At 60.3% G+C, this 22,484-nt stretch carries 17 protein-coding genes; 7 read left to right on the forward strand and 10 right to left on the reverse strand.

Features of this window, described 5'->3' with window-relative positions; genetic code table 11:
- Window positions 1–59: 59 nt before the first annotated feature.
- From N688_RS04415 to ade, 4 genes are all read right to left on the reverse strand, one after another.
- Window positions 60–1,097, reverse strand: coding sequence for an alpha-hydroxy acid oxidase (locus N688_RS04415; protein ID WP_052888153.1), 1,038 nt, complete (start codon window positions 1,095–1,097; stop codon window positions 60–62).
- A 37-nt stretch (window positions 1,098–1,134) separates the two neighbouring features.
- The gene (locus N688_RS04420) at window positions 1,135–4,068 is read right to left on the reverse strand and encodes a molybdopterin-dependent oxidoreductase (protein WP_052888154.1); all 2,934 of its coding nucleotides are present in this window, start codon (window positions 4,066–4,068) and stop codon (window positions 1,135–1,137) included.
- Between the two features lie 4 nt (window positions 4,069–4,072).
- Complete coding sequence (locus tag N688_RS04425; protein ID WP_052888155.1) at window positions 4,073–5,038, reverse strand: FAD binding domain-containing protein; 966 nt, start codon at window positions 5,036–5,038, stop codon at window positions 4,073–4,075.
- A gap of 98 nt (window positions 5,039–5,136) precedes the next feature.
- Window positions 5,137–6,873: an adenine deaminase gene (gene ade, locus N688_RS04430; protein WP_052888156.1), complete on the reverse strand. Its 1,737-nt coding sequence runs from the start codon at window positions 6,871–6,873 to the stop codon at window positions 5,137–5,139.
- Between the two features lie 512 nt (window positions 6,874–7,385).
- Here ade and N688_RS04435 point away from each other — a divergent pair.
- Both N688_RS04435 and N688_RS04440 read left to right on the forward strand, forming a co-directional pair.
- Window positions 7,386–8,381, forward strand: a complete 996-nt coding sequence (locus N688_RS04435; RefSeq protein WP_081838505.1) for an ABC transporter ATP-binding protein — start codon at window positions 7,386–7,388, stop codon at window positions 8,379–8,381.
- Window positions 8,378–9,313 carry an ABC transporter permease gene (locus N688_RS04440; RefSeq protein ID WP_052888157.1) on the forward strand — a complete coding sequence of 312 codons (936 nt, stop codon included), beginning with the start codon at window positions 8,378–8,380 and terminating at the stop codon, window positions 9,311–9,313. Before N688_RS04435 ends, N688_RS04440 begins: the two co-directional genes overlap by 4 nt.
- A 24-nt stretch (window positions 9,314–9,337) precedes the next feature.
- Here N688_RS04440 and N688_RS04445 read toward each other — a convergent pair whose 3' ends face one another.
- A complete protein-coding gene (locus tag N688_RS04445) occupies window positions 9,338–10,906 on the reverse strand; it encodes a helix-turn-helix domain-containing protein (RefSeq protein ID WP_052888158.1) in 1,569 nt (522 codons plus the stop codon).
- 233 nt (window positions 10,907–11,139) lie between these two features.
- Complete coding sequence (locus tag N688_RS04450; protein WP_052888159.1) at window positions 11,140–12,708, reverse strand: APC family permease; 1,569 nt, start codon at window positions 12,706–12,708, stop codon at window positions 11,140–11,142.
- A 649-nt stretch (window positions 12,709–13,357) separates the two neighbouring features.
- On the opposite strand from N688_RS04450, the gene guaB reads away from it, so the two are divergent.
- Window positions 13,358–14,917 carry an IMP dehydrogenase gene (gene guaB / locus N688_RS04455; RefSeq protein WP_081838507.1) on the forward strand — a complete coding sequence of 520 codons (1,560 nt, stop codon included), beginning with the start codon at window positions 13,358–13,360 and terminating at the stop codon, window positions 14,915–14,917.
- 173 nt (window positions 14,918–15,090) lie between these two features.
- Here the strand turns inward: guaB and N688_RS04460 are convergent, their stop codons facing one another.
- Complete coding sequence (locus N688_RS04460) at window positions 15,091–15,852, reverse strand: N-acetylmuramoyl-L-alanine amidase (RefSeq protein ID WP_052888160.1); 762 nt, start codon at window positions 15,850–15,852, stop codon at window positions 15,091–15,093.
- 469 nt (window positions 15,853–16,321) lie between these two features.
- On the opposite strand from N688_RS04460, the gene N688_RS04465 reads away from it, so the two are divergent.
- From N688_RS04465 to N688_RS04475, 3 genes are all read left to right on the forward strand, one after another.
- Entirely contained in the window at window positions 16,322–16,687 is a 366-nt protein-coding gene (locus N688_RS04465; RefSeq protein ID WP_052888161.1) for a roadblock/LC7 domain-containing protein, read from the forward strand.
- A 184-nt stretch (window positions 16,688–16,871) separates the two neighbouring features.
- The gene (locus N688_RS04470; protein ID WP_052888162.1) at window positions 16,872–17,366 is read left to right on the forward strand and encodes a roadblock/LC7 domain-containing protein; all 495 of its coding nucleotides are present in this window, start codon (window positions 16,872–16,874) and stop codon (window positions 17,364–17,366) included.
- Between the two features lie 27 nt (window positions 17,367–17,393).
- Window positions 17,394–17,969, forward strand: a complete 576-nt coding sequence (locus N688_RS04475; RefSeq protein WP_052888163.1) for a GTP-binding protein — start codon at window positions 17,394–17,396, stop codon at window positions 17,967–17,969.
- A 366-nt stretch (window positions 17,970–18,335) separates the two neighbouring features.
- Here N688_RS04475 and N688_RS04485 read toward each other — a convergent pair whose 3' ends face one another.
- The 3 genes from N688_RS04485 to N688_RS04495 all read right to left on the reverse strand — a co-directional run bounded on the left by N688_RS04485 (window position 18,336) and on the right by N688_RS04495 (window position 20,859).
- Window positions 18,336–19,274: a DMT family transporter gene (locus N688_RS04485; protein ID WP_081838509.1), complete on the reverse strand. Its 939-nt coding sequence runs from the start codon at window positions 19,272–19,274 to the stop codon at window positions 18,336–18,338.
- Window positions 19,275–19,601: 327 nt separating this feature from the next.
- Entirely contained in the window at window positions 19,602–20,063 is a 462-nt protein-coding gene (locus tag N688_RS04490) for an HAD family hydrolase (RefSeq protein ID WP_052888166.1), read from the reverse strand.
- A gap of 328 nt (window positions 20,064–20,391) precedes the next feature.
- Window positions 20,392–20,859 carry a ribonuclease FAU-1 family protein gene (locus N688_RS04495; protein WP_052888167.1) on the reverse strand — a complete coding sequence of 156 codons (468 nt, stop codon included), beginning with the start codon at window positions 20,857–20,859 and terminating at the stop codon, window positions 20,392–20,394.
- A gap of 332 nt (window positions 20,860–21,191) precedes the next feature.
- Here N688_RS04495 and N688_RS04505 point away from each other — a divergent pair, with 332 nt between their 5' ends.
- A complete protein-coding gene (locus tag N688_RS04505) occupies window positions 21,192–22,460 on the forward strand; it encodes an aminoacyl--tRNA ligase-related protein (protein WP_081838510.1) in 1,269 nt (422 codons plus the stop codon).
- The last annotated feature ends 24 nt before the right edge of the window (window positions 22,461–22,484 follow it).

Genomic DNA, 22,484 nt, shown 5'->3' on the forward strand with positions numbered 1-22,484 from the left:
AGAGAGGTGCTTGCATTGGTGCTCCACTGATCCCACCGCTTGCTATTATGACACATGGGTTAGCCTGACTGTGACACATGGGTGTGTTTGACCAGGGAGCGATCGATGCTGGCCAGGTGAGGGCAGCCTGAGAGGGCCATCGCCTGCTCCAGCTCTTCGCGTAGGATGGTCAGGATCTCGGCCACTCCCTCGGCTCCGTTAACGGCCAGGCCCCAGAGCGGGGGGCGCCCAACGAGGACCGCCCGCGCGCCCAGGGCCAGGGCCTTGAGGATGTCGGTGCCGCGTCTGATCCCGCCATCCAGGTAGACCTCGCAGCGTCCCGCCACAGCCTCCACGATCTCGGGCAGGACTTCGATGCTGGCGGGTACGCCGTCGAGCTGGCGCCCTCCGTGATTCGAGACGATGATGGCGTCGATCCCATACTCACAGGCCCGCTGGGCGTCCTCGCCTCTCAGAATGCCTTTCAACATCAGTGGCAGGCGAGTGAGTGAGCGCAGCCAGGGAATGATCTCCCAGGTGCAGGAGGGATCAGGCTGGTCACCCTCGCTCTCATGCTCAAAATTGGCCTTGCGGATGCTGCGACTGAGTGGGTGGCGCGCGGTGCGCTCTTTATTTCCCCAGCGCGGCGTGTCAACCGTCAGCACCAGGCCCTGATAGCCAGCGGCTTCAGCTCGCTCGACCAGGCGCTGGGCGGTCGGGCGCGTGGTGATATAGAGCTGGAACCAGAGTGGTCCACTGGCGGCGGCGGCTACCTCCTCCAGACTGCGGCTGGCCGAGGTGCTCACTACTAGCAAGGTGCCAGCCAGGGCTGCCCCTCGGGCCATCTCACACTCTCCTTCGGGATGCGCCAGGGTTTGCAGAGCCGTTGGCGCAATGAGAATGGGCATCGGCAGACTCGTACCGAGCACCGTTGTCGTCAGGTCAATCTGACTGACGTCAACCAGGACCCGTGGCCTGAGTTTGATGCGCTCAAAAGCGCTGCGATTGGCCCGTAGCGTCACTTCATCCTCTGCTCCACAGGCGTAGTAAACCCAAGAGCTGGTGTCCAGACGCTCACGGGCCAAGGCCTCGTAGTCGAAGACGTTAAGCAGATCCATTGTCCTTGTCCTTTTCCTCCTTCGCTTCTTTGCTTTCTCACGTGGCTGCCCTGGCTGCTTGCTGTCTGGCCACGTAGAGGGCGTGCAGGACGCGCTCCGGAGTAAGTGGCAGCTGACGCAGGCGCACACCAAGGGCGTCGGCGACTGCATTGGCCAGGGCCGGGGCCGCGGCAGCGATGGCGATCTCGCCAATGTCGCGGATGTCGAGCGGGTCGGCGCCGTCGCCCTCCATCAGGACAATGCTTGTCTCGGGCATGTCGCGGGCACTGAAGATACGATAGTCATTCAGGTTAGTCGTGAGCGGGTTCCCCTGCTGATCATAGACCATCTCTTCGCAGAGACCGTAGCTGAGTCCCTGAGCGATGCCACTCTCAATCTGCCCCTCGGCAAGAACAGGATTGACAATGTGACCACCGTCAATCGCTGAGACGACCTTGATCACATGCATGGCGCCTGTCGCGGTGTCGACCTCAACCTCGACGCCCTGAGCGGCAAAGGTAGGAGCACTGCAGGTAGCGCTCCAGGAGGCAGTGGCGCTGATCGGCCTCGGTTGCTCGCCGTAGAGGGCCTGGAGCGCTAGCTGGGAGAGGTTGAGGCTTTGACCACCTGGAGCGCGGATCACGTAGTCAGCCAGGGTGAGGCTCTCCGCCGGCACGTTGAGCAGCCGCGCGGCAACGCTGAGTAACTGCTGTCGAACCTGCGCTGCTGCTTGCCTGACCGCGTGAACGCAGGCGTAAAGAGAAGATGAGGAGTCGCTGCTTGTGTCGAAGGGCGTGCTGTCGGTATCGGGGGGATGAATGAAAATATCTTCGGGACGCACCCCAAGAACTTCGGCGGCGATCTGGGCGAAGATGGTGTGGCTGCCGTTGCCGTTCTCGGGGAGGCTGATGAGCAGGTTGAAGGAGCCGTCTTCGTTGAGCTTGAGCGTAGCGCTGCTCAGCAAGGACGGGCGGGGAATGGGCAGGTGCATGGCCAGAGCAATGCCGACGCCGCGTTGGATGCGTCCGCTCTGATTCTGTCCCTGTCCCTGTCGGCGTTTCTCACGCCAGTTGAGCTGCTCTTCGACCACCTGCAGGCAGTGAGATAGGCCGCAGTGTGTGAGTCGCGTCTCTGCCAGTTGGGTGGGTGCCAGGGCTGCCTGGGGGGTGGCGAACTGATAAGCGGCTTGGGCCAGAGGGAGGAAAGGAAGGATCTCCCCCTCCTTGAGCCAGTTTTTGCGCCGCACTGTCAGGGGGTCCATGCCCAGACGGCGCGCGATCTCGTCCATATGGCTTTCGAGGGCAAAGAGGCCCGCCCAGGCTCCGTTGCTGCGGAAGGCACCAGCAGGCGGCAGGTTGGTATAGACCGCCTGGGCGCTGTAGCGCAGGCTTGGGCAGGGATATAAGGGGAGGCTGTTCAACCCGCTCCCCACTGAGAGAGGAACGGCCTGGCCTCCGTAGGCACCGGCATTGACCAGGACGAGCATCTGATTGGCGAGGATCGTGCCGTCGCGCCGAAGGCCGGTCTTGAGACGGATGATGTGGCTCGGAGCCACACGACTGCTGCGAAACTCGTCTGCCCGGCTGTATTCAAGACGTACAGGACGATCGGTAGCCAGGGTGAGCAGAGCGCAGAGGTCTTCAACGAGAAGATCGCGCTTGGCTCCAAAACCCCCACCCACACGCGGAGCAATGACCCGAATCCAGCGCGGCGCCAGCCCGGTCAGGGCTGCCACAAGGCGCCGCACGTGATAGGGCGCCTCGCTGCTCGTACGTACGACAAGACGGTTATCCTCATCCCAATACGTGATTGCGACGTGGTTTTCAAGGGCCACCTGCTGGATCTGGGGAAGGACGTATTCCCCTTCCACGATCAGCTCGGCGCCGGCAAAAGCTCGCTCAACGTTTCCCTGTTCGAACTGCACGTGAGCTGCAATGTTGCGGTTAGCGTCGTAAATGCCATACGACTCCGGTTCGGGGTGCAGCTGTGGTGCGCCCGGCTCAAGGGCCTGACGAGGATCAAAGACGGCGGGCAGCGGCTCGTAGTCGACCTTGATCAGCTTGAGCGCCTGCTCAGCGATTTCCGCAGTCTCGGCGGCGACGACTGCCACGCGGTCCCCCACGTAGCGGACGATATGATCCAGGCAGTACTGGTCATGTGGTCCGGGCTCAGGCCAGGGTTGACCGGCGCTAGTGTAGGGGATGCGGGGAATGTCTTTGTATGTCAGAACAGCATGGACGCCCGGCAAGGCTCGCGCCTCCGTCGTATCGATCTCGCGAATGATGGCGTGGGCATAGGGACTTGTAAGCAGCCGAGCGTAGAGCAGGCCGGGCAGATGGCAGTCGTCAGCAAAGGCTGGCTTGCCTGTAACGAGCTTGATGGCGTCGACCTGGCGCTCTGGTCGCCCCATCATAGCGTGTACGGGCTGCGCTTCCTCGCTCGTCTGTTCGCCTGGCTCCAGGGGGGCAGGCCCGAGATCCCAGGGGCGTGTGCGACTGCCACTGTCGGGGATGCTGATCGGTTCGATATCTTCGCCACGGAGCAGGGCGGCGGCGCGCTGAACGGCCTGGACAATGCGATTGTAACCGGTGCAACGGCAGAGATTCCCCGCCAGGGCGTCGCGGATCTCTTCCTCGCTGGGGTTGGGATTACGCTGCAGGAGCGCGTACGCTGAAAGCAACATACCGGGGGTACAGAAGCCGCAGTGGACTGCGCCGGCGTCGATGAAAGTCTCCTGTAAGGGATGGAGGCGGCGAAACGAGCCGAGTCCCTCGACCGTGGTCACCGTCGCACCGGCTGCCTGCATAGCGAGCATGACGCAGCTAGGGCGTGGCTGGCCATCGATGAGCACCGTGCAGGCTCCGCAGTGCCCATGATCGCAGCCGTGCTTGACACTGTAGTAGCCTTCGCGCCGAAGAACGTTCAGCAGCAGCTCATTCGGGGCGACATCGAGGCTCTTGATCACTCCGTTGATGCGTAGTTCGAGTTCCATGAGATTACGCTCTCCCTTCCGAGGACGTAATATCACGCCAGCGTGCTATGTTTGCGGCCTCTTCGAGGGCCCGGTAGGCCAGGTTAGCGCCGCAGACACGCCGGTAGCCCTGGCTGGCGCGGAAGTCGGCGGGTGGGCGGAAGTCGGTCAGGCCGGCCTGGACAGCGGCGGCCAGCAGGCGCAGATCCTGGACGGGTTGACCCTCCAGGCGCCGCTCAATGGTGGGCAGACGCTGTGGCTCCATATTGACGCCACCGAGGGCCAGGCGCACGCTGCGATAGCGTCCGTTTTCGACCTCCACCAGGGCGGCAGCAGTAAGCAGGGCTGTATCAACGGCACTCCGGCCAACTCGTTCGAGGGCTGTGCCCCAGCCGCGGCCAGGGGGAGCGATCTGCACTTCGATAATCAGTTCCTGGGGGCGCCGTTCCAGTGAGAGCCGGTGGTAGGGGAGGCGCCGCTCCTGTTTGCCTTTGTAGGTGACACCTGAAAGCGCGAGACCCGGGCGCTCTGGCGTGCCGCCGCGCAGATCGACCTGCGTTTTCTGGCCGGAGCGCAGGACAACCTCGGCATCGACAACGGCCAGGGCTGTGAGCAGATCGGCCTGGGCGCTGGCTCCGAGCGCTAGTGTGCCTCCCAGTGTGGCGGCGTTACGAATGAGCGGTGAGGGAGCAGAGTACTGGGCTGCCTGAGCGAGCAGGCCACCAAGGAAACTCTTGAGCAGTGGCGCCTCCGCCATGCTCTGCAAGGTGGTCATGCTGCCGATGCGAATCCCGCGCTGATCTTCTGAAATATAGGCCAGACCCAGGTCACGCAGATCAACCACGGCCTGGATGCTTTCGTCTTCGTCATTCTGGCCCAGCAGATAGGTGCCCCCGGCCAGGGGCACCGTTTTGATGTCGGGACGCGAGAGCAGAATGAGCGCGTCATCAACGTCCTCGACCCAGTGATATTCAAGTAAGTTTGACAGCATGCTAGAATCCTCGGACTTTCCTTGCCTCAAGGCCCGGCTGGGCAAGCCGAAAACTGCTGGCTCGGCTTGCCTGCGTGCTGATCTGGGTGATGGGTTGGCTAGCTTTGCAGTGGCACCGGTGCAAAGCGCTCAACGTCGATCAGTCCTTGATCGGTGAGCTTCAAGGCTGGGATAACTGAAAGCGAAAGGAAGCTGAGGGTCATGCAGGGATGCTCTAAGGTACAGCCGAGGGCGGCGGCGGCCTCGTCCAGGGTCCGCAGGCGGGCGACTAGCTCGGAGATAGGGGCGGCGGAGACCAGGCCGGCCAGAGGCAGAGGCACGCTGGCCCGTAGCTCGCCGTCGACAACGAGGGCGAAACCTCCTCCCATCTCTGCCAGGGTCTGGGCAGCCTTGACGATGTCCTGATCGCTGACGCCAGCGATAACCAGATTGTGGGCGTCGTGGGCCACGCTAGAGGCAAGGGCGCCACGCTTCAATCCCAAACCTTGCACCAGCCCCAAACCGATACGCCCGCTGGCATGGTGGCGCTCGACGACCACCAGCTTTAGGAGATCACGCTCGGGATCGGCTACGATTTCGCCGTCGCGCACGGAGGCCTCTCGCTGGAGGTGGCGGGTGACGATCTGGCCTGGCTCAATGCCGATGACCGCCACCGGTCCGGGCCGACCCATGATGCGCAGATCCTCCTCGCGCAAAGCGGCTATGCGGATGGTGTTGCTGAGATCCTGCGGTTGACCGGCTGCTGGCTCAACCAGTAAGCGCCCACCTTGGGCAACCTGCTGACCGCTTTTATAGACCGACTCCACCTGGAACGTTGTCAGGTCGTCGAGCACTACCAGATCGGCCAGTGCGCCTGGAACAATGGCCCCGCGGTCGGTAAGGCGGAAATATTGGGCCGTGTTGTAGCTTGCCAGGCGAATGGCCTCCACTGGGTCCAGGCCCAGCTCGATCGCCCGCCGTACCATCGAATCGATGTGTCCGCGCTCCAGCAGGTCCAGCGGATCGCGATCGTCGGTCACAAAGAAGGCGCGTGGTGGGTGCAGTTCCTGGATGAGCGGGAGCAGGGCCTCCAGGTTGCGGGCCGCCGAACCTTCGCGGATCATGAGCCACATGCCCAGACGCAAGCGCTCGCGCGCTTCGGCGGCGGTGGTGCATTCGTGATCGGACGAAATGCCAGCGGCGGCATAGGCACAGAGATCCCTCCCTTGCAGCCCTGGGGCGTGACCATCGACAACCAGACCGTGATTCAGGGTGGCAGCGATTTTGGCCAGGACCTGCTCGTCGCCGTTGAGCACGCCTGGCATGTTCATCATCTCGGCCAGCCCAAGCACTCGCTCCTCGCTGAGCAGGGGCAGCAGGTCGCTGGCGAGCAAGGGACGATAGGGCGTCTCGTACTCGGAAGCAGGAACACAGGAAGAGAGCAGTACAAAGGCGTCAAGTGGCAGGTCGCGCGCCGTCTCTAGCACGAAGCGAATGCCGGCGATGCCGGAGACATTGGCGAACTCATGCGGATCAAGCATCACGGCAGTGATGCCACGGGGGACAACCAGACGAGCAAACTCTGGAAGGACCAGCATCGTGCTCTCAATATGCATATGCCCATCCATGAGCCCTGGAGCAAGCCAGCGTCCCTCAAGCTCGCGCTCTTGCAGGCCGCGATAGCCTCCTGTCGCCTCGCTGATGCCGGCAATCCGCCCGCCGGCAATCGCGATATCGGCGGGGTAGCATTCGCCACTGCAAACATTGATGAGTCTGGCGTTGCGCAAGACCAGATCGGCAGGCTCCTCTCCTCGGGCCACGCGAATGCGCCGCCGGAGTTCTTCCACCGTGTACATCCAAGAACCTCCTGGCCGGAAAATAGGCTGCTTGAGGCTGTTTACGCACCTCAGCTGTTGGGGATCAGTTGACACCTCTGGAGAGCGGGCGTGCTCCATATCATCTTGCTTGCTTATCTGCTTGATTGGTCGCTGATCCATCCGCCACCGGCTGGGCATCCCTGCTGTCACGCCTGCTATTGCCGCACATAGTAGCAGAAATATGGCCTCTCGTCGAGGGGGAGAGGGTCCCTCTTCGGAGGGGGAGAGGGCTTCTTTCAGAGGGGGAAAGGCCCCTTTTCGGATGAGCCTTTGTGCGGCGAGCGCTCTCATAGAGGCCGTCGCTGGAGGGGGCTGGAAAGCTGCCTGTAACACGGCAGGCGGCTCTGCTGAAATTTCTTCTGGAGAGATTAAAGAGCGAGTGGGGGACCTGGCGGATTCGATCGATCTGTGTTCCCGCCATGCTCAGTCTCCTGACTCTTCCCTGATTGATACCTATCACTCATCGATGAAAAACTAAGGAACAGAGCAAAATGTTGCCTGATGGACAGACTGCCGTTGTAGCCCAAACGGGGGCGGCGCTACCTGCTACCGGCCTGGCGTTGCGTACGCGCGGCCTCACCAAGCGCTATGGCCAGCGTCTGGCGGTGGCTGATCTCAACCTTGAAGTCAGACGCGGTGAAATTTTTGGCTTTCTGGGACCGAATGGAGCTGGCAAGACGACGACGATCCGCATGCTCCTGGGCTTGATTACGCCAACAGCTGGCAGCATCGAAATCCTGGGGCAGAACCTGCAGCGACAGCCGAAGCTAGTCTTGCCACGAGTTGGAGCCTTGATAGAGACGCCGGCGCTCTATCTCTACCTGTCAGCCCGGGATAATCTGCGGGCCGTAGCCAGTTCGCTGGGCGGTGTCTCCGAGCGGCGCATTGACGAGATTCTGAAACTGGTTGGCCTGAGCGATCGCCAGAAGGATCGCGTCAGAACCTATTCGCTGGGCATGAAGCAGCGCCTGGGCCTGGCTCTGGCCCTTTTGCATGACCCTGAATTGCTGATCCTTGATGAGCCGGCCAATGGTCTCGATCCCGCCGGTATTGTCGAGATGCGCGATCTCCTGCATCAACTTGCTGCTCAGGGGAAAACCATCTTCATTTCCAGTCACCTGCTCAGCGAGGTCCAACAGATCTGCACGCGCGTGGCGATCATCAGGCTGGGACGGCTGGTGACCGAGGCCAGCGTGGAAGATCTGACTCGCGGGCGTGGCGAATTCGTCGTACGCCTGGATTATCCCCAGGAAGCCCTGCGGCTGGTGCGAGCCCAGCCCTGGGGAGCAACAGCACACCTCAATGAGAATGGCGAGCTGGTGACCCTCGCTCCCGGCGGACGCGGGCGCGATCTGAATCGCTTCCTGGTCGAGGCTGGCTTCATCCCCGACTCACTGGCTCCTGCAACACTGGACCTGGAGCAGGTTTTTCTGCAATTAACAGCTGATACTGCTGCTATGGGAGGAAAGGTACTGGGTTCAAGATGATGAAAGAAGCGCTACTCTCTTCTGCTAGGCGAGACAGTCAGGAGCAAAACCTTGTTGGTGGGAGCATACTATACCCGGGCTTCTGGGGGCTGGTGCGCTCCGAGCTGCTCAAGCTCTCGCGTCAATGGACGACCTGGATTTTACTGGTGCTGGTGCTCTGTTTTGTGGCTGGCATCTATGTCATTGAACTGACAGTCCCATCTCTCAAAGATGATATTCAGCATGAGCCGCTAGGCTATCTCGCCATGCAGCTGCGCGGCCTGGACATCTTGCGCATCTTTGCTGGCATCTTCCTCATCGTGGTAGCGGCTCGCTGCATTGGCCTGGAATATCAGCTTGGCACTATTCGCATTCTCCTGGCGCGCGGGGTGGGACGCCTTCAGCTCCTGGGTGCCAAGCTCCTGGCCCTCGTGCTGGTCGGCATAGTGACACTCGCCCTGGGCATCGCTGAAGTGGCCATCTGCTCCTGCCTGCTCACGCTCCTCCTGGCGGGCAACCTCAATGCCCTCTCGGCGACCAACGCCACCTTCTGGCACGATGCTGGCCTCTACACGCTGGCTGTTGCCAGCAGTATGGGGATCTCCATTCTGATGGCTGTGGCGCTGGCGGTGGTCGGGCGCTCGCAAACCTTTGGCCTCAGCGCGGCTCTGGGCTACTTCCCGGCAGATAACTTTCTGGTCTTCCTGCTCTACCTGGGCTTCAGGCTCACCAACAACCAGTTCTGGCAGGATGTTTCTGCTTATCTGCTTGGTCCCAACCTTAACATCATGGGCTTCGTCGTCACCAATGGACATCTTCCCTCAACGGGAGCAGAGCCTTTGAACATGCATCTGGTCGATGCGCGCCACATCTGGCTCCTGCTCCTTGTCTATGCCCTGGTCTTTCTCACCATCTCACTGGTGCTGACGCGGATGCGCGATGTCAAGGAATAGGTGGCCTGGCCTCCTGTCCTGCCGTCAGCGTTCGTCAAGCAGCCATCCCAGACGCGCCACGCCAGGCGTACCACCATAGGGGCTGGCCTTGAGACGCTGGTAGAGGAGGCTGAGGTGAGCCAAAGCTCGCCGGGCGTTGAGCGCCCTGGCTTCACTGGCTGCCTGCACAGCAAGCGAGGTTGCGACCTCGTAGTCCTTGAGCATCAGGTGAGCCAGGGCCCGATAGATCACAATAAACAGTCGGCGCGTCGTAAACAGCGACTGAGTATGTAGGCTGGCCTGATCCAGCTCGCCAAGGGCCTGGCCAGCCTGGCCCAGAGCCAGGAGCGTTCTGGCGCGGTTGATATGGTAGTAGCCGACATCGGCAGCCAGAAAGTAAGGATCGTCATCCTCGCTGACCGCACTCAGCAACTGACCGGCCTGATCAAGCAAGACCAGGGCTTGCTTGCGCTCTGGCTCATCTCTTGCCAGGTGAGCCAGAATGTGGGCGGCCTCCTCTAGCACAAAGCGCCGAACGGATGGACAAGTCTCGACTAAACCTTCGAGAGCCTCGCCAGCGTGCCGACGGGCTGCCTCCGTCTCCCCTAGCTCGAAATGAGCAATCGCTTGCCCGATCAAAGAGTTGGCCAGCAGGTCCCGATAGACCCTCTCTCCTGGCGGCCTATCCTGGCCGCTAGCCTGCTCCAGGCTACGGGCGATGGACAGGCAGAGTTGGACGAATGGCAAGGCGTTCGCGACACCGTAGAGGTCAGCTAGCCCATCGGCCACTAATTGGGCATAGTTAAACTCCAGGCGTAAGATATCTCCTAATAGCCTGGGATGTATGAGGGGAGCGAGTCGCTTTAAGTAAGTGATGCGGTGCAGGGCTCGTGTCAGCAATGCTGGCCGACGAGCAGCCCGAAATTCGGCGTAGAGTTCTGCTTGCTGGCGCTGGTAGGTGATCAGAAGAGGCTCTTCACTATCCTCGCTGATGAGAAGGGAGGTAGGTGAGGGAAGCGGAGAGGAACTAGAAGCCGGAGGGCGCCGCTCAGCGAGTCCTAGCAAATGGGGAGGGATACCCAGGATAATGGAGAGCATGCGCCGGCGCCGTGAGGAGTCCAGATAGTCGCTGCGGTTCTCCATGCGGCGAATCGCTAGCTCTGACAGGCCCAGGGCCTCTGCCAGGTCGGCCTGGGTCCAGGCGCGTTCGCCACTTTGCTGCTGTCGGACTTGCCGCAGGCGATAATGCTTGATAACCGCTCCTGGTAACGGATAACCGTCATCGCCGGCGGGAAAGGCCGGGTAGCCCTCCTGTACCCACCAGGGCGGCGAGCCAGTGAGCCGCGGATGGTGGGGGTCAAGCCCCAGCAGCTCTGGGGGAATGGCCAGCAGCTCGGCCAGTTGGCGCCGCCGCTTGAGTGAGTCAAGTCCCTGTTGCTGCCTCTCTAGATAGTAGATCATGCGCGCGTGCACGCCGAGCTGACGGGCCAGCTCAGCTTGAGACCAGCCTTTTTGTCGACGGAAATGCGCTACAACTTGGCCGGGATGTGGATAGTAGCCGTGTTCGTCTTCGGGATCGAAGGCTCCATAGCTCCGCCACCACTCAGCTGCCATGCTGTTATTCCCCCGTCCTTTCTTCTGCTACTTCTAGAAACCGCTCTGCTCCAGGAAGCGCCACTTCTTGATACACAAGAAGTAGACTGATAATTTGAATATTTCAATGTCGGTATATCATTGTAGCTTTTCATTCATAATTTTGCAAGCAGCCCGCATTCGGCTCGTATACTTCCTTGGAACTTTCCCCCGAGCCTGCACCTTTGCCGGGCGAGCGAGCTGCGGCAGGCGTCTCAGACGTCGCTGAGGTCTCCTCTCTCCTGGATGCGGGCCTTAGCCTGCAGCTGCTGGTCGCTTTCACCTTGCAGCCACTGGAACAAGAGAGGGGCAAGACGGCTGGCGCGAGCTGTTGCTGGCAGAGCAGCCAGAGTAGCCGCACTCAGGGACAGCACAACAAGGCTGCCGACCAGGAGTGTCCAGCTGCCCTCGGGGAGCAGCGGGGTCCAGGAATGCGCCAGGATTTCCAGCGTTGCCAGGGTACAGCCTGCCACGCCTATCACCGTCCCCGAGTGGAGCAGCCAGGGAGCCAGCGCTCTCGCTCCCAGGGCTGGGCGTGGCTGCTGATAGGCGACCAGTGCCGTCACGTAAAAGCAGAAGAAAGCCACAAATAGGCGTAATAGCGTCATCGTTGCCAGCAGCAGAGCCATCACCACAGGGGAACTCATCGGCTCTACAGGCGTCTGAGGGAGCACTACGAGCAAAGCAGTGGCCACAATGCCAGTGAGGAGCGTTTGTATCACAAAAGCGCGCCACGGAATGCGTTCCCGATTAAGCAAGGCCAGTCCAGTCGGTAAAAGGCCATCGAGGCTGGCTACGAAGAGCAAGCGTGCGCAAGCAGAGATGTGTACCAGGGCTGCACAGAAGTAAAAAGCCAGCAGGCCGACCAGGGCTATACTGCCGGCGGCGTGGCCCAGGGCCATCTCAAGCACAAGGTCCGGTCCATCGCCGGGTGCAATCAGAGCGGAGAGCGCGACGAGCAGGTAGCTGCTGCAGGCCAAAAGGGCGCTTCCCAGCAAGGGGCGGCCTGGAGCGAGGCCGGGGCGCAGCTCGCCGGCCATACTTAAAGGAGCGCTATACCCGAGATAGAGGAGAGCGGCCAGGCTGCCAGGAGTGCGCGAGGGCCCGGCGAGAGTCCTGCCGGGGCGCCAGAAGGATGAGGGGCGCCCCGCTCCCTGTTGCAGCAGCACCAGGCTACAGATCCCACTAAGGATCACAATAGCCAGGGTCAGTGCGCTGAACGTGTTCACGATACGCTGCACCGTACGCTGTCGTTGCCAGCCTAGCAGGAGTAAGAGCGCCAGCAGGATCATGACCACCAGCCCCCGCTGCCAGGGTTCGGCCAGCCAGCCTGCTTTCAGACCCTGCAGTGTGGCAACAAAACTGACCAGAGCGCTGACGGCTGCCAGCAGACCTGGCAACCAGTCGCTGATTCCCACAACCGTACCCCAGTAAGGTCCGAGTAGGCGTGCAGTCCAGCTATAGAGTGCTCCCTCGGAGGGAGCCAGGGCCATCAACTGAGAGGTAGCCAGCGTCATGGGGAGCAAGAGCATCAGTGCACCCAAGGCGGCGGCCAGTAAAGCGGGCGGCCCTTCCCTGATCAGTTGCAGCAATGGGCTGGGGGCGAACACTGCAGCGAAATGGAGCAGGCAAAGATCGAGCGAGCTGATGGGCCTGGGCAAGGCCCGTCTCGTGTAGTAGTGGGAGAGCGCTGGCGGGCAGATCGCCCGGGGAACGCGGCCCAGCGGTCTGCCGGCCCCGGTTTGCATGCTGGCATCCCTGCCATTTGGTTGCTGCCCTATCATAACCCATTCCTCCTTCCTCTTCTCCTTCCACCCTGCGCCTCCGTGTGCTGTCAGATGAGGAGATAGCGACAGGCGAGCAGTCATGGCGAGTGAGGGCTTCACATCATGGCCAGGCTCGCATTTTACACAAGAAACACCTTCATTCATATTGTACTGGAGGAGGTATAAGGAGCAGAAATAAGTGAGAGCTGCCCCTTTCTGCTGTGCCTTGACAGAGGGGGGAAAGATATGCTCTTATAGAAAGAACAAATAGCCGAGAGCGTCAATCAAAGAGTCACTCAGGCTCAGAAGGACCGGCGTCCTGCTTGCCGTGCTGCTCAAAGGAAGCCAGCCTGATAGCAGAGGCAGGAGACCCGAGAAACGCATCCCCTAAGAGAGACGAGAGCGCCCCTGAGTAAGCCAGAGGGGAAGAACCAGCGACCTCCCGGCTGCGATAGCGAATCCTGTGGCAGTCGCGCCGGAGAAGCCAGGCCGAGAGAGAGCCAGCCCGGCAGGAAGGCGTCCCGTATCCGGTGCTCGTCTACCCGACACAGGAGGAATGACTGGCCCGGCACAACAACCGATGGAACTCCACGGCTTCTGGTGTGGAGGACACGGGACCACGTGCCGGGCGTTTGCCTATGTTGTAAGGAGGAAAGGAAGGAGAGCTATGGCTGAGGCCCATACAGCAGAGACCATCGACGACCTGCAAGCGCATCCTGCCGTTGCACCAGCCGAGTTTGCCCTAGATGGGCGAGAGAAATTTGTCGGTGAAGGGTTGACCTTTGACGACGTCCTGATCATTCCAGCGGCCTCGCGGGTTCTGCCTCGCGACGTCTCGACCAAGGCCCGTCTTACGCGCACCATTAGCGTCAACATCCCCATCGTCAGCGCCGCTATGGACACCGTCACCGAAGCGCGCATGGCCATTGCGCTCGCGCGTGAAGGTGGCATTGGCGTCATTCACCGCAACCTCTCGATTGAGGACCAGGCGCGCGAAGTAGATAAAGTCAAGCGCTCCGAGTCCGGCATGATCACCGACCCCGTCACCCTTGGGCCACAGGCCTCCCTGCGTGAAGCGCTGCAGTCCATGCAGCACTTTCACATCTCCGGCATTCCGGTTGTCGAAGACGGCAGGCTGGTCGGCATCCTCACCAATCGCGACATCCGCTTTGAGACCAACCTCGACCGGCCCGTCTCCGAGCTTATGACGCGCGAGAACCTGATCACCGTGCCGGTAGGCACCACCCTGGAGCAAGCTCGCGACATTCTCCATCGTCACAAGATCGAGAAGCTGCCCGTCGTCGATGAGCATGGCATGCTGCGCGGTCTCATCACGATCAAGGACATCCAGAAGAAAATTCTCTATCCCAACGCAGCCAAGGACGAGTACGGGCGCCTGCGTGTCGCGGCAGCTGTCGGCGTGGGACCCGATACCGACGCGCGCGCCGGGGCCCTGGTCGAAGAGGGTGTTGATGTCCTGGTCGTCGATACCTCGCATGGCCACTCCCAGATGGTGCTAGACACCGTTGCGCGTCTCAAGCGCCTCTTCGGCGACCGTGTCCAGATTATGGCGGGCAACGTTGTCACCGGCGAAGCCACCGAAGCCCTGATTCAGGCGGGCGCGGATGCTGTCAAAGTCGGCATCGGGGCTGGCTCCATCTGCACCACGCGCGTCATCGCCGGCGTGGGCATGCCGCAGGTCACTGCCATCCATGAGTGTGTGCGTGTGGCCCGCCGCTACGGCGTCCCGATCGTCGGCGATGGGGGCATCCAGTACTCGGGTGATATCGCCAAGGCCATCGCCGCCGGCGCCGACACCGTCATGCTTGGCAGCCTTCTGGCCGGTGTTGACGAAAGCCCTGGCGAGCTGATCATCTCCCACGGCGAGCGCTTCAAAGATTACCGCGGCATGGGTTCGATCGCAGCCATGAAGCAGCGCAGCTATAGTAAGGATCGCTACTTCCAGGAAAATGTCGGCGATGAGTCGCAACTGATTGCCGAAGGAATCGAGGCCCGCGTCCCCTACAAAGGCCTGTTAGGGCCACTCGTCCATCAGCTGGTCGGCGGACTGCGCCAGGCGATGGGCTATGCAGGCTGTGCCACTATTGAAGAGATGCAAACGCGCACTCGCTTCGTGCGCATTACCAGCGCCGGCTTGCGCGAGAGCCATCCACACGACGTGATGATCACCAAAGAGGCACCTAACTACGGAACCAAGTTCCGCTAGGATCAGCGTCAGCTAAGAGTGGGTTGCAATAGGTTGTCTCAGCTGGCTGCAGCACCAGCGGCAATCACTGCAACCCGCTCGTCGCTCCTCCCTGCTCTCCCTATCAAGTCAGGGCGACACCTCCAGACGCAGAGACAGAACACCTGATCTCCTTCTCCTCCTCCTCTCCTACCCTAGCGCTGTGGTGGGCGGCTACCTGGTGGCCTGTCCTGCCCCTGGAGCCGGGCCAGCTCCAGCTCGACAGTGATCAGCCGACGCTGGAAATCCGCGGCCACCTCGCGCAACTCCTCCAGCTGCTGCCATAGTCCAGCATAGCCAGGATCGCTCTCCGCAATCGCCCGGGCCTGATCAGCATGCAGAAAGGGCCTCTCAGCCGTGGACTTGCTCTCAGCAACAACCGGTACCTGACCGTGGCGAGCCAGATAGGCGCAAAGTTCATCCCAGGGATAGGGACCCGGGCAGTAGCTGCGTCCTTGTGGATCAAGCGAGAAATGACCAGTAATGCCCCCTTGCGCATCAGCGCGCCGTCGCGGAATGCCGTGCCGCTCGCACAGATGATCAATCAGCAGAAAGCTCGCCTGCTTTTGGGCCGCGGTCAGCTCGTCACCATTATCGCGCCTCAGCTTGTGGTGCTCAATTGAAAGCGTCACATAGTTGGGATTGCCCGTCATACCCCACCAGCGATCATGCCCCCGACTCACGGCGCCATTGCCCCAGGCCGCATCGGCCTCGCGTACGAGCTGGAAGATGCGCCCATCGCGCCCAATCAGATAATGGGTGCTGGCCTCCGTTTCGGGACGCTGGAAGAAGGCCACCACCTCCTCGGCAGTGGCAAAACCAGCGGTCCCATGCACAATGATCCAGCGCGGTCGCTCTCCTCGCCGACCGGCAAAGTAATGAGGCGAAGGGCACCAGAGCGCTCCTGGTTCGTCCATTGTTCCTCCTGGATTGGATTGATCATTCATTCAGCTGGCATACGGAAAGCTGCCGCTTAGCCGAAGCCAAAAGCCAGAGCCAGATGCCCGCTCGGCTCAGCCTGGCCTGCTTGCTCTTGAGCAGGTCAGAACCAGAGCGGAGGAAGGCAGCTGGTATGGACCATACATCTACATATAACCATTAGCCAAGAAGTCTCACCTGGTTGCGCTCTCAAGCCGTATCGTATACAATACCAGCAGTCCCCGTGTGGCAGAGCATAGGCGGGAACAGGCTGGATAATTGGCACCGGCCTTCCCCTCATCCACCTGCCGCGAGGTGCAACCCATTCATGCGTGTATGGCTTCGTTCGCTCGCTGGCTGATAAGCGAGGCAGAGCAGCTTTATCTGTACGATCGATCGATCGACCGACCGACCAACCAACCAACCGACCCGTTGCGGTGGTGCGTTCCGTGAGAGACGGAGGAGAGCATGGTTGACCTGAAGCAGGCGCTAGGCCGCTTCCTAACCATCCCAGGTGTGAGGATGGCCATCCTCGTCGGGCGCGATGGCCTGCTGATCGAGGGGGTCCCCCGCGATAGTAAGGAAGACCTCGAGGCCGTGGGGGCCATTATGACAAGCGGCTTGGGCGCCGCGGAGGCTCTGGGACGGGAGATCGCTCGCGGCGGGCTTGTTGGCGCTCTCGTCGAGTTCGAACATGGCCTGGTGAGCGCTGACCCCCTGGGCGACTTCGCGCTGATCGTGACGGTTTTCGACTCCGCTTCAGCTCTGGGGCGGGTTCGCCATCTGGTCAAAAGTAGCCGCGATGAGATCCTCGAAGCGCTCGATATCGCTTGATCAGGCGCCGTCGCTCACTCGCTCGCTGGCTCGCTCGTTTTTCTTTTTTCTTTCTTTTGTTCATTCGTTTGTTTGTTCTTGCTTCGCGGTTTATTCATGACGCCCGCTGCTCGCTGGCGCTCATGAAGCTGTGCCTGTGCTGTGCACGCTAAGCTTGTTGGACCGGACCGGAGGCGGCGCGTACATGGAGCAATTATCAAATCTGGTTATTTCGGATCATGAACTTGAGGCTATCCGGGCAACACTGAGCAAGTTGTTGCACGATACCAGCGCGTCCACGGTGATGTTGCTCGATAAGAGCGGCCAGGTGATCTCTAACTTCGGCAATGGGGTGCGCCGCAACGTGACTTCCCTGGGCGCCTTGCTGGCTGGCGCGTTCTCGTCCTCTCGCCAGGTGGCCGAACTCCTTGGCGAAAAGGATTTCCGGACAATCTTCCAGCAGGGCATGCACGAAAATATCTATACGACCCTGGTCGAAGAACAGTGGCTGCTGGTCATCGTCTTCGATAAACTGACCCATATCGGCCTGGTCAAGGTCTTGTCTAAAAAAGCTACCGATGAGTTGGTGCGCGTGCTCGCGCGCGTCAAGGCCGATACGTCTCGTCGAAAGACGTCCGTGATTAATGTGGAGTTCCGTTCCTCTGTCGAGGATACGATCGATTTGCTTTTCCGCGATTAGGGCCTGCTTCCGAGGTAACTGGTTTCTATGGCTCTTATCAATATCGCTACTCACGAGATCCATTGCAAAATTGTCTACTACGGCATTGGATATTGTGGGAAGACTACCAATCTGCAGTACGTGTATAAGAGCATTAATCCCGCTATCCGCGGTGAGATGCTCTCTATCGCGACTGAGACCGAGCGCACGCTCTTTTTCGATTTCCTCCCCCTCGACCTCGGTACTGTGCATGGTTTCCGCACTCGCTTCCATCTATATACGGTGCCCGGGCAGATTCTCTATGAGCGTACTCGTCTGGCTGTCCTCAATGGCGCCGATGGAATCGTCTTTGTGGTCGATTCTCAGGCGGAAAAGTTTGAGGAGAATGTCCAGAGCATCGCTGAGCTGGAGATGTATATGCGTCGCCTCGGCAAGGATCTCGGCCATTTCCCTTTCGTGATGCAGTGGAATAAGCGTGATCTCCCCTCGGCTTTGCCTGTCCATGTGCTTGATCGCTACCTGAATCGCCGGCGGGTGCCTGCCTTCGAGGCGGTGGCTTCTAGTGGCGTTGGGGTCTTTGCGACCCTGCGTGCTATTAGTAAGAGTGTGATCGCCCAGCTCTAGCTCTGCTTGACTGGGCGGCTGGCTTCTCTTTCTTGCCTGGCCTGGCTGCAGCACATTGGCTGCCGGGTGCTAAGGTTGTGACGGTAGGGGTGGGTGGAGTGGGATGAGGTGAGTGGCTTCAGGCGCAGCTCCTCGGTCAAGCGCGGGTGTGCAGTCCCCTGATGCGCCAGCGTATGCCTCTGGTCTGCCTGTTCTGGCAAGTGGCGTCTGCCCTGCCTGCTGCCCTGCTATCCGATGACAAAATCTATCCCGCGCTGGTGGTGCGGCCCTGGCTGAGGCGCTGGCCCTACAAAGACGGGACTCGTGCTTCTCTTGTCGCCAGCGCTCGCGTCGGTGGATCGCTCCCATTGCAGCCTTAGCCCTGGTTCAGAGCAAGACACTCATAATCCCGATCAGGGTCACAAGCACGCCGATGATGGCTGTCAACGAGGGGATCTCATGCAGCCAGAGAATGCCGAGCAAAATGCCGCCAGTCACCTCCTGCGTGGCAATCAGATTGGCATACGTCGCATGCAGCGTCCGTAGCGAGGCGTTGTAGAGCGTGTGCCCCAAACCGAGGGGCAGAACCCCCAAAGCGATCACCGCTCCCAGGGCTGGTAGTGGATAAGCATGGCGGAAGGCAAAGTAGAGCGTGAGCGGCAGCAGCCAAAGCGCTGCCAGGCCATAGACATAGAAGGTATAGCGAAAGAGCGGATGACGATCCCGTTCGCCGCGCCCGGCGATCGAATAGATCCCATAGCAGATGGCTGAGAGGAGCGCCAGGCCATCCCCCAGGAGCATGCAGTGGCCTTCTTGAGGCTGGCAAGCGGTATAGTGCGGCTCAAAACCAGCCATGAAGGCCACGCCGATTACTGCCACCGCAATGCCGATATACTTGCGGAATGGCAGTGCCTCGCGCAGCACCAGGGCAGAGAAGAGCGCCACGAAGATAGGCGAGGTATAGACGATGGCCAGAGAGTGAGCAATCGTGGTAAAGCTCAGCGAGGCGATGTAAAAAATAAAGTGCAGAGCTGTTACCAGCCCGTAGAGCAGGAAGCGCGGAAACTCTCGCAGCCTCAACAATAGCGGCTGACGTGTCACCAAGCCCAGTAGCAACACGAGCAGGGCAGCAATCCCCAGGCGCCAGAAGGCGATTTCAACCGAAGTAAAAGGGGCGGCAAGACGAATAAAGACGGGACTCGTTGAGAAAAAGAAAACCGCCAGACAGGCATAGAGTAGACCCTGCCAGGAGCGGTGTTTCGGGTCGACGTCAGTGGAGACAGTAGCGTCGGTATCAATCTCTTGGGAGGAATGGGACTGCATCATGCTCCTCCTAGCGTGGTCTACACCCGATCAGTCAGGCAGCGTGGAATGAGCGGGATCTTCCACGAGGCTGGACGAGCGGGTGAATGAGGACAGACGATCAGGCCAGCTGCAGACATGCAGACAGCCCAGACTGCTTGCCATCAGTTTAGAGTTTGTTGGCTGCCTATCAGCTGTCTGGCGCCCACCAGGCGCTCTGGCCCTGCTTTCGGACTAAGCTGAGCGAGGTCTGGCAGGGCTAGAACGGCTCGACCCTCTGCCAGCGCTCGCTCATGCGCTGTCAGTACCCTGAGCATGCAGCGCCGCTGACTCTAACCGTGCCCTGAGAAGCTAGGGACGGAGGGTTGCAATCAGGCGCTTTGGATAAAAAAGGAGGTCGATCCCATCAATGGGGTTGCGCACCAGCACATCGGCGGCTTGCAAAGCCTCGCGCGCCACCCCCTCGGGCCCCAAAACTGCCACCCCGATGGCCGCCCGACGCAGCATCCCTGCATCGTTGACACCATTGCCGAAGGCGATCACATTGGCCGGACCTAGCTCCTCAACATAGCGAGCCTTCTCCTCGCCTGTATCGATCACATGCAGCGGCAGACCCAGGCTGTGCTCCAGGGCAGCGACCTGGCCATGCGTCGCCGCTGTGAGGAGATGGATAGAGAGAAAGCTGGCCAGACGCTTCAAGCGGCTCACAACCTCGGGCCAGGGCTTTCCATCAAAGGCCAACGTACCGTTGATGTCAAAGACAGCATGCTTCAGTTCAATGGTCTCTCTTTGTGGAATCTCAATCCTGATCATCTCTATCAACTGATAAGCATCATAGCGCTCAGAGCATGAGAAGGCTGGCCGCTACTAGATTGGTCGCCCTCAGCTCAGCTCAGCTCAGCTCAGCGAAGCACCAAAGCGGCAGGGCAAAAGCTGGAGCGGCAGCCGGCTCCTATAGCCATCCGGTTGAACAGGCGAGGCGGGAAAGAGGGAGTCAGCCCGGCGACCACGGCGGCCATCGATGCCAGCGCCCCTGTCTGACTGCCCAATGGACGAGCAAAGCTGACAGTCCTTCTTGCCCAGGCAGATAGGAAAGCAAACCGACAGACAGGCGCATTTGCATCTCGCAGCCACTCCAGGCTTATGGCCCTATCTCGGCAAATGGCCCTTCACGGCGGGCGACCATCTCCAGCAGTGCTTGCAAGCCCTCCCGAGCACCGTGACGCTGGGCCGCGCTCAAATCCGCCGCTGCCTGAAACTCATCCTCATCCAGCACCCGCGCTCTTCCCTGGCTGTCAACCCAGACGTCGAGCAAAAGATCAACCTGCTCAATACGGTCATCGTAAATCACTGCGGGCTCGGCAATGTTGCAATACCAACCCTTGCGCTCACCATCCTTCCCTGCAATCGCGAAGATGTTGAACCAGCGATCAGTATAATAATACTCCGTAAAACAGTCTCCCGTTTCGAAGCGCGTATAGCCAAGATCGCGATCGGGCCACGTCCAGAAGGCACGGATGATGCAGGTACGCGAGGTAGCGACGAGCACTTCACCCTGATAGGAGAAGAGGGCCTCACCTTGCGGATTTTTCTTAATAACGGTGATCATCTGATGCGCTCCCCGTGGCAATCCCAGACGGGGCCGGACCACTGCCTGCGTGACTCATCCATCCTGGGAGAAGGGTAGCAGCAAGAGCCTGCCTTGTCAAGTGGCGAGAGCCAGACGCGAAAGCTGTTCACGAGAGAAAAATGGCATTTGAATAGTAAAAATATGCTATTATCTTAAAATAAGTTTATATATAATAAAGATATCTTATATTGATAAGAGAAGCAGAGCGCCAAATCAGAAGATTGGCGCTCTTATCCAGATCAGGAAGTAGGCATTCAGCTTCCATCTGAACCGTTTTGCTCTACTCGCTTGCTATGCTATACTGACAGCGTATGCTAAGTCTTGATTTACTGCGTCAGCAACCCGAGCGAGTACGGAAAGGGCTGCAGAAACGCCAGGTCAGTGTAGCGCTCGAAGAGATCTTGCGTCTGGCCGAGCAGCGCGATGGCCTTGCCAGGCGCTGTGAAGGGCTCCACGGGTCGCTCAAGAATCTGCGTGAGCAATGGCGGGCCGCTGCTGCCAGTCGGCGCGCCGGGCTTGAGCAGCAGATTGCGTGCCTTGAAGAGGAGATCCGCGCGCTGGAGTTGCAGATCGCTGACCTTGAGACGCATCTGCGCCTGTCGCTCTTACCGTTGCCCAATCTGCCCCATCCTGATGTGCCCAGTGGCTTTCTGCGTTCGGCTAATCGCGAGCTGCGCCGTTGGGGCGTCCCAATGAGCTTCTACTTCTCTCCCCGCTCGTACCGCGAGCTGGGCGGCGGGCTGGGTCTCATCGACAGCGCCGCCGGCAGCCGTCTGAGCGGCAGTCAGTTTATGGTCATCAGCGGGCCGGGGGCCAGGCTGCTGCGGGCGCTGGTGACCTTTGCCCTTGATTTCTTCACCCACGAATGGGACTACAGGGAGGTCCAGCTCCCTCTCCTGATGAAGTATGGCGCCCTGCTGGCCGCCGGGCAGTTTCCTCCTCTGGAGTCCCAGAGCTATAGCTGTCAGGCTGATGAACTCTATCTTAACCCCGGGGGAGCAACGTCCCTGATAAATCTCTACAGTAATACGGTCCTCACTGCCGAGAGCCTGCCCTTGCGTCTGGTGACCTGGACGCCGGTCTTTCACCGCGATGGGGGCTCGCCCTCATTGCCTCCCAGTGCAGCGCGCCTGCCCTGGCACCAGCTCAGCGAGGTGCAACTGCTCTTGTTGGTGGCCCCGCAGGAGTCATACACAGTCTTGCAAACACTGTTGTTACAAATCGAAACACTGTTGCAGCGTCTGGAGCTGGCCTATCGGGTTGTCATGCTCTGTAGCGGCCAATTGCCCTTTGCCTCAGCAATGACCCTGACGGTCGAGGCCTGGCTACCGGCCCAGCGCCGCTTTCTCCCCCTGGCCTCTGTCAGCAATTATGAAAGCTTTCAGACGCGCCGTGCCAATATCCTCTATCGGGCCGCCGGCGGCCAGATGGACTATCCTCACAGCCTGGGTGCCTGTGCCCTGAGCATTGAGCAGACAGTGGCCGCCATTCTGGAGGTCTACCAGCAGGCCGATGGCAGCGTGGTGGTGCCGAAAATGCTCCGCCCCATGATGGGCCTCTCCTTGCTTACCCCCCAGTGAACGCGATTCTAACAAATGTTTGTT

It is taken from the genome of Thermogemmatispora carboxidivorans (genome assembly GCF_000702505.1).
Classification (GTDB): Bacteria; Chloroflexota; Ktedonobacteria; order Ktedonobacterales; family Ktedonobacteraceae; genus Thermogemmatispora; species Thermogemmatispora carboxidivorans.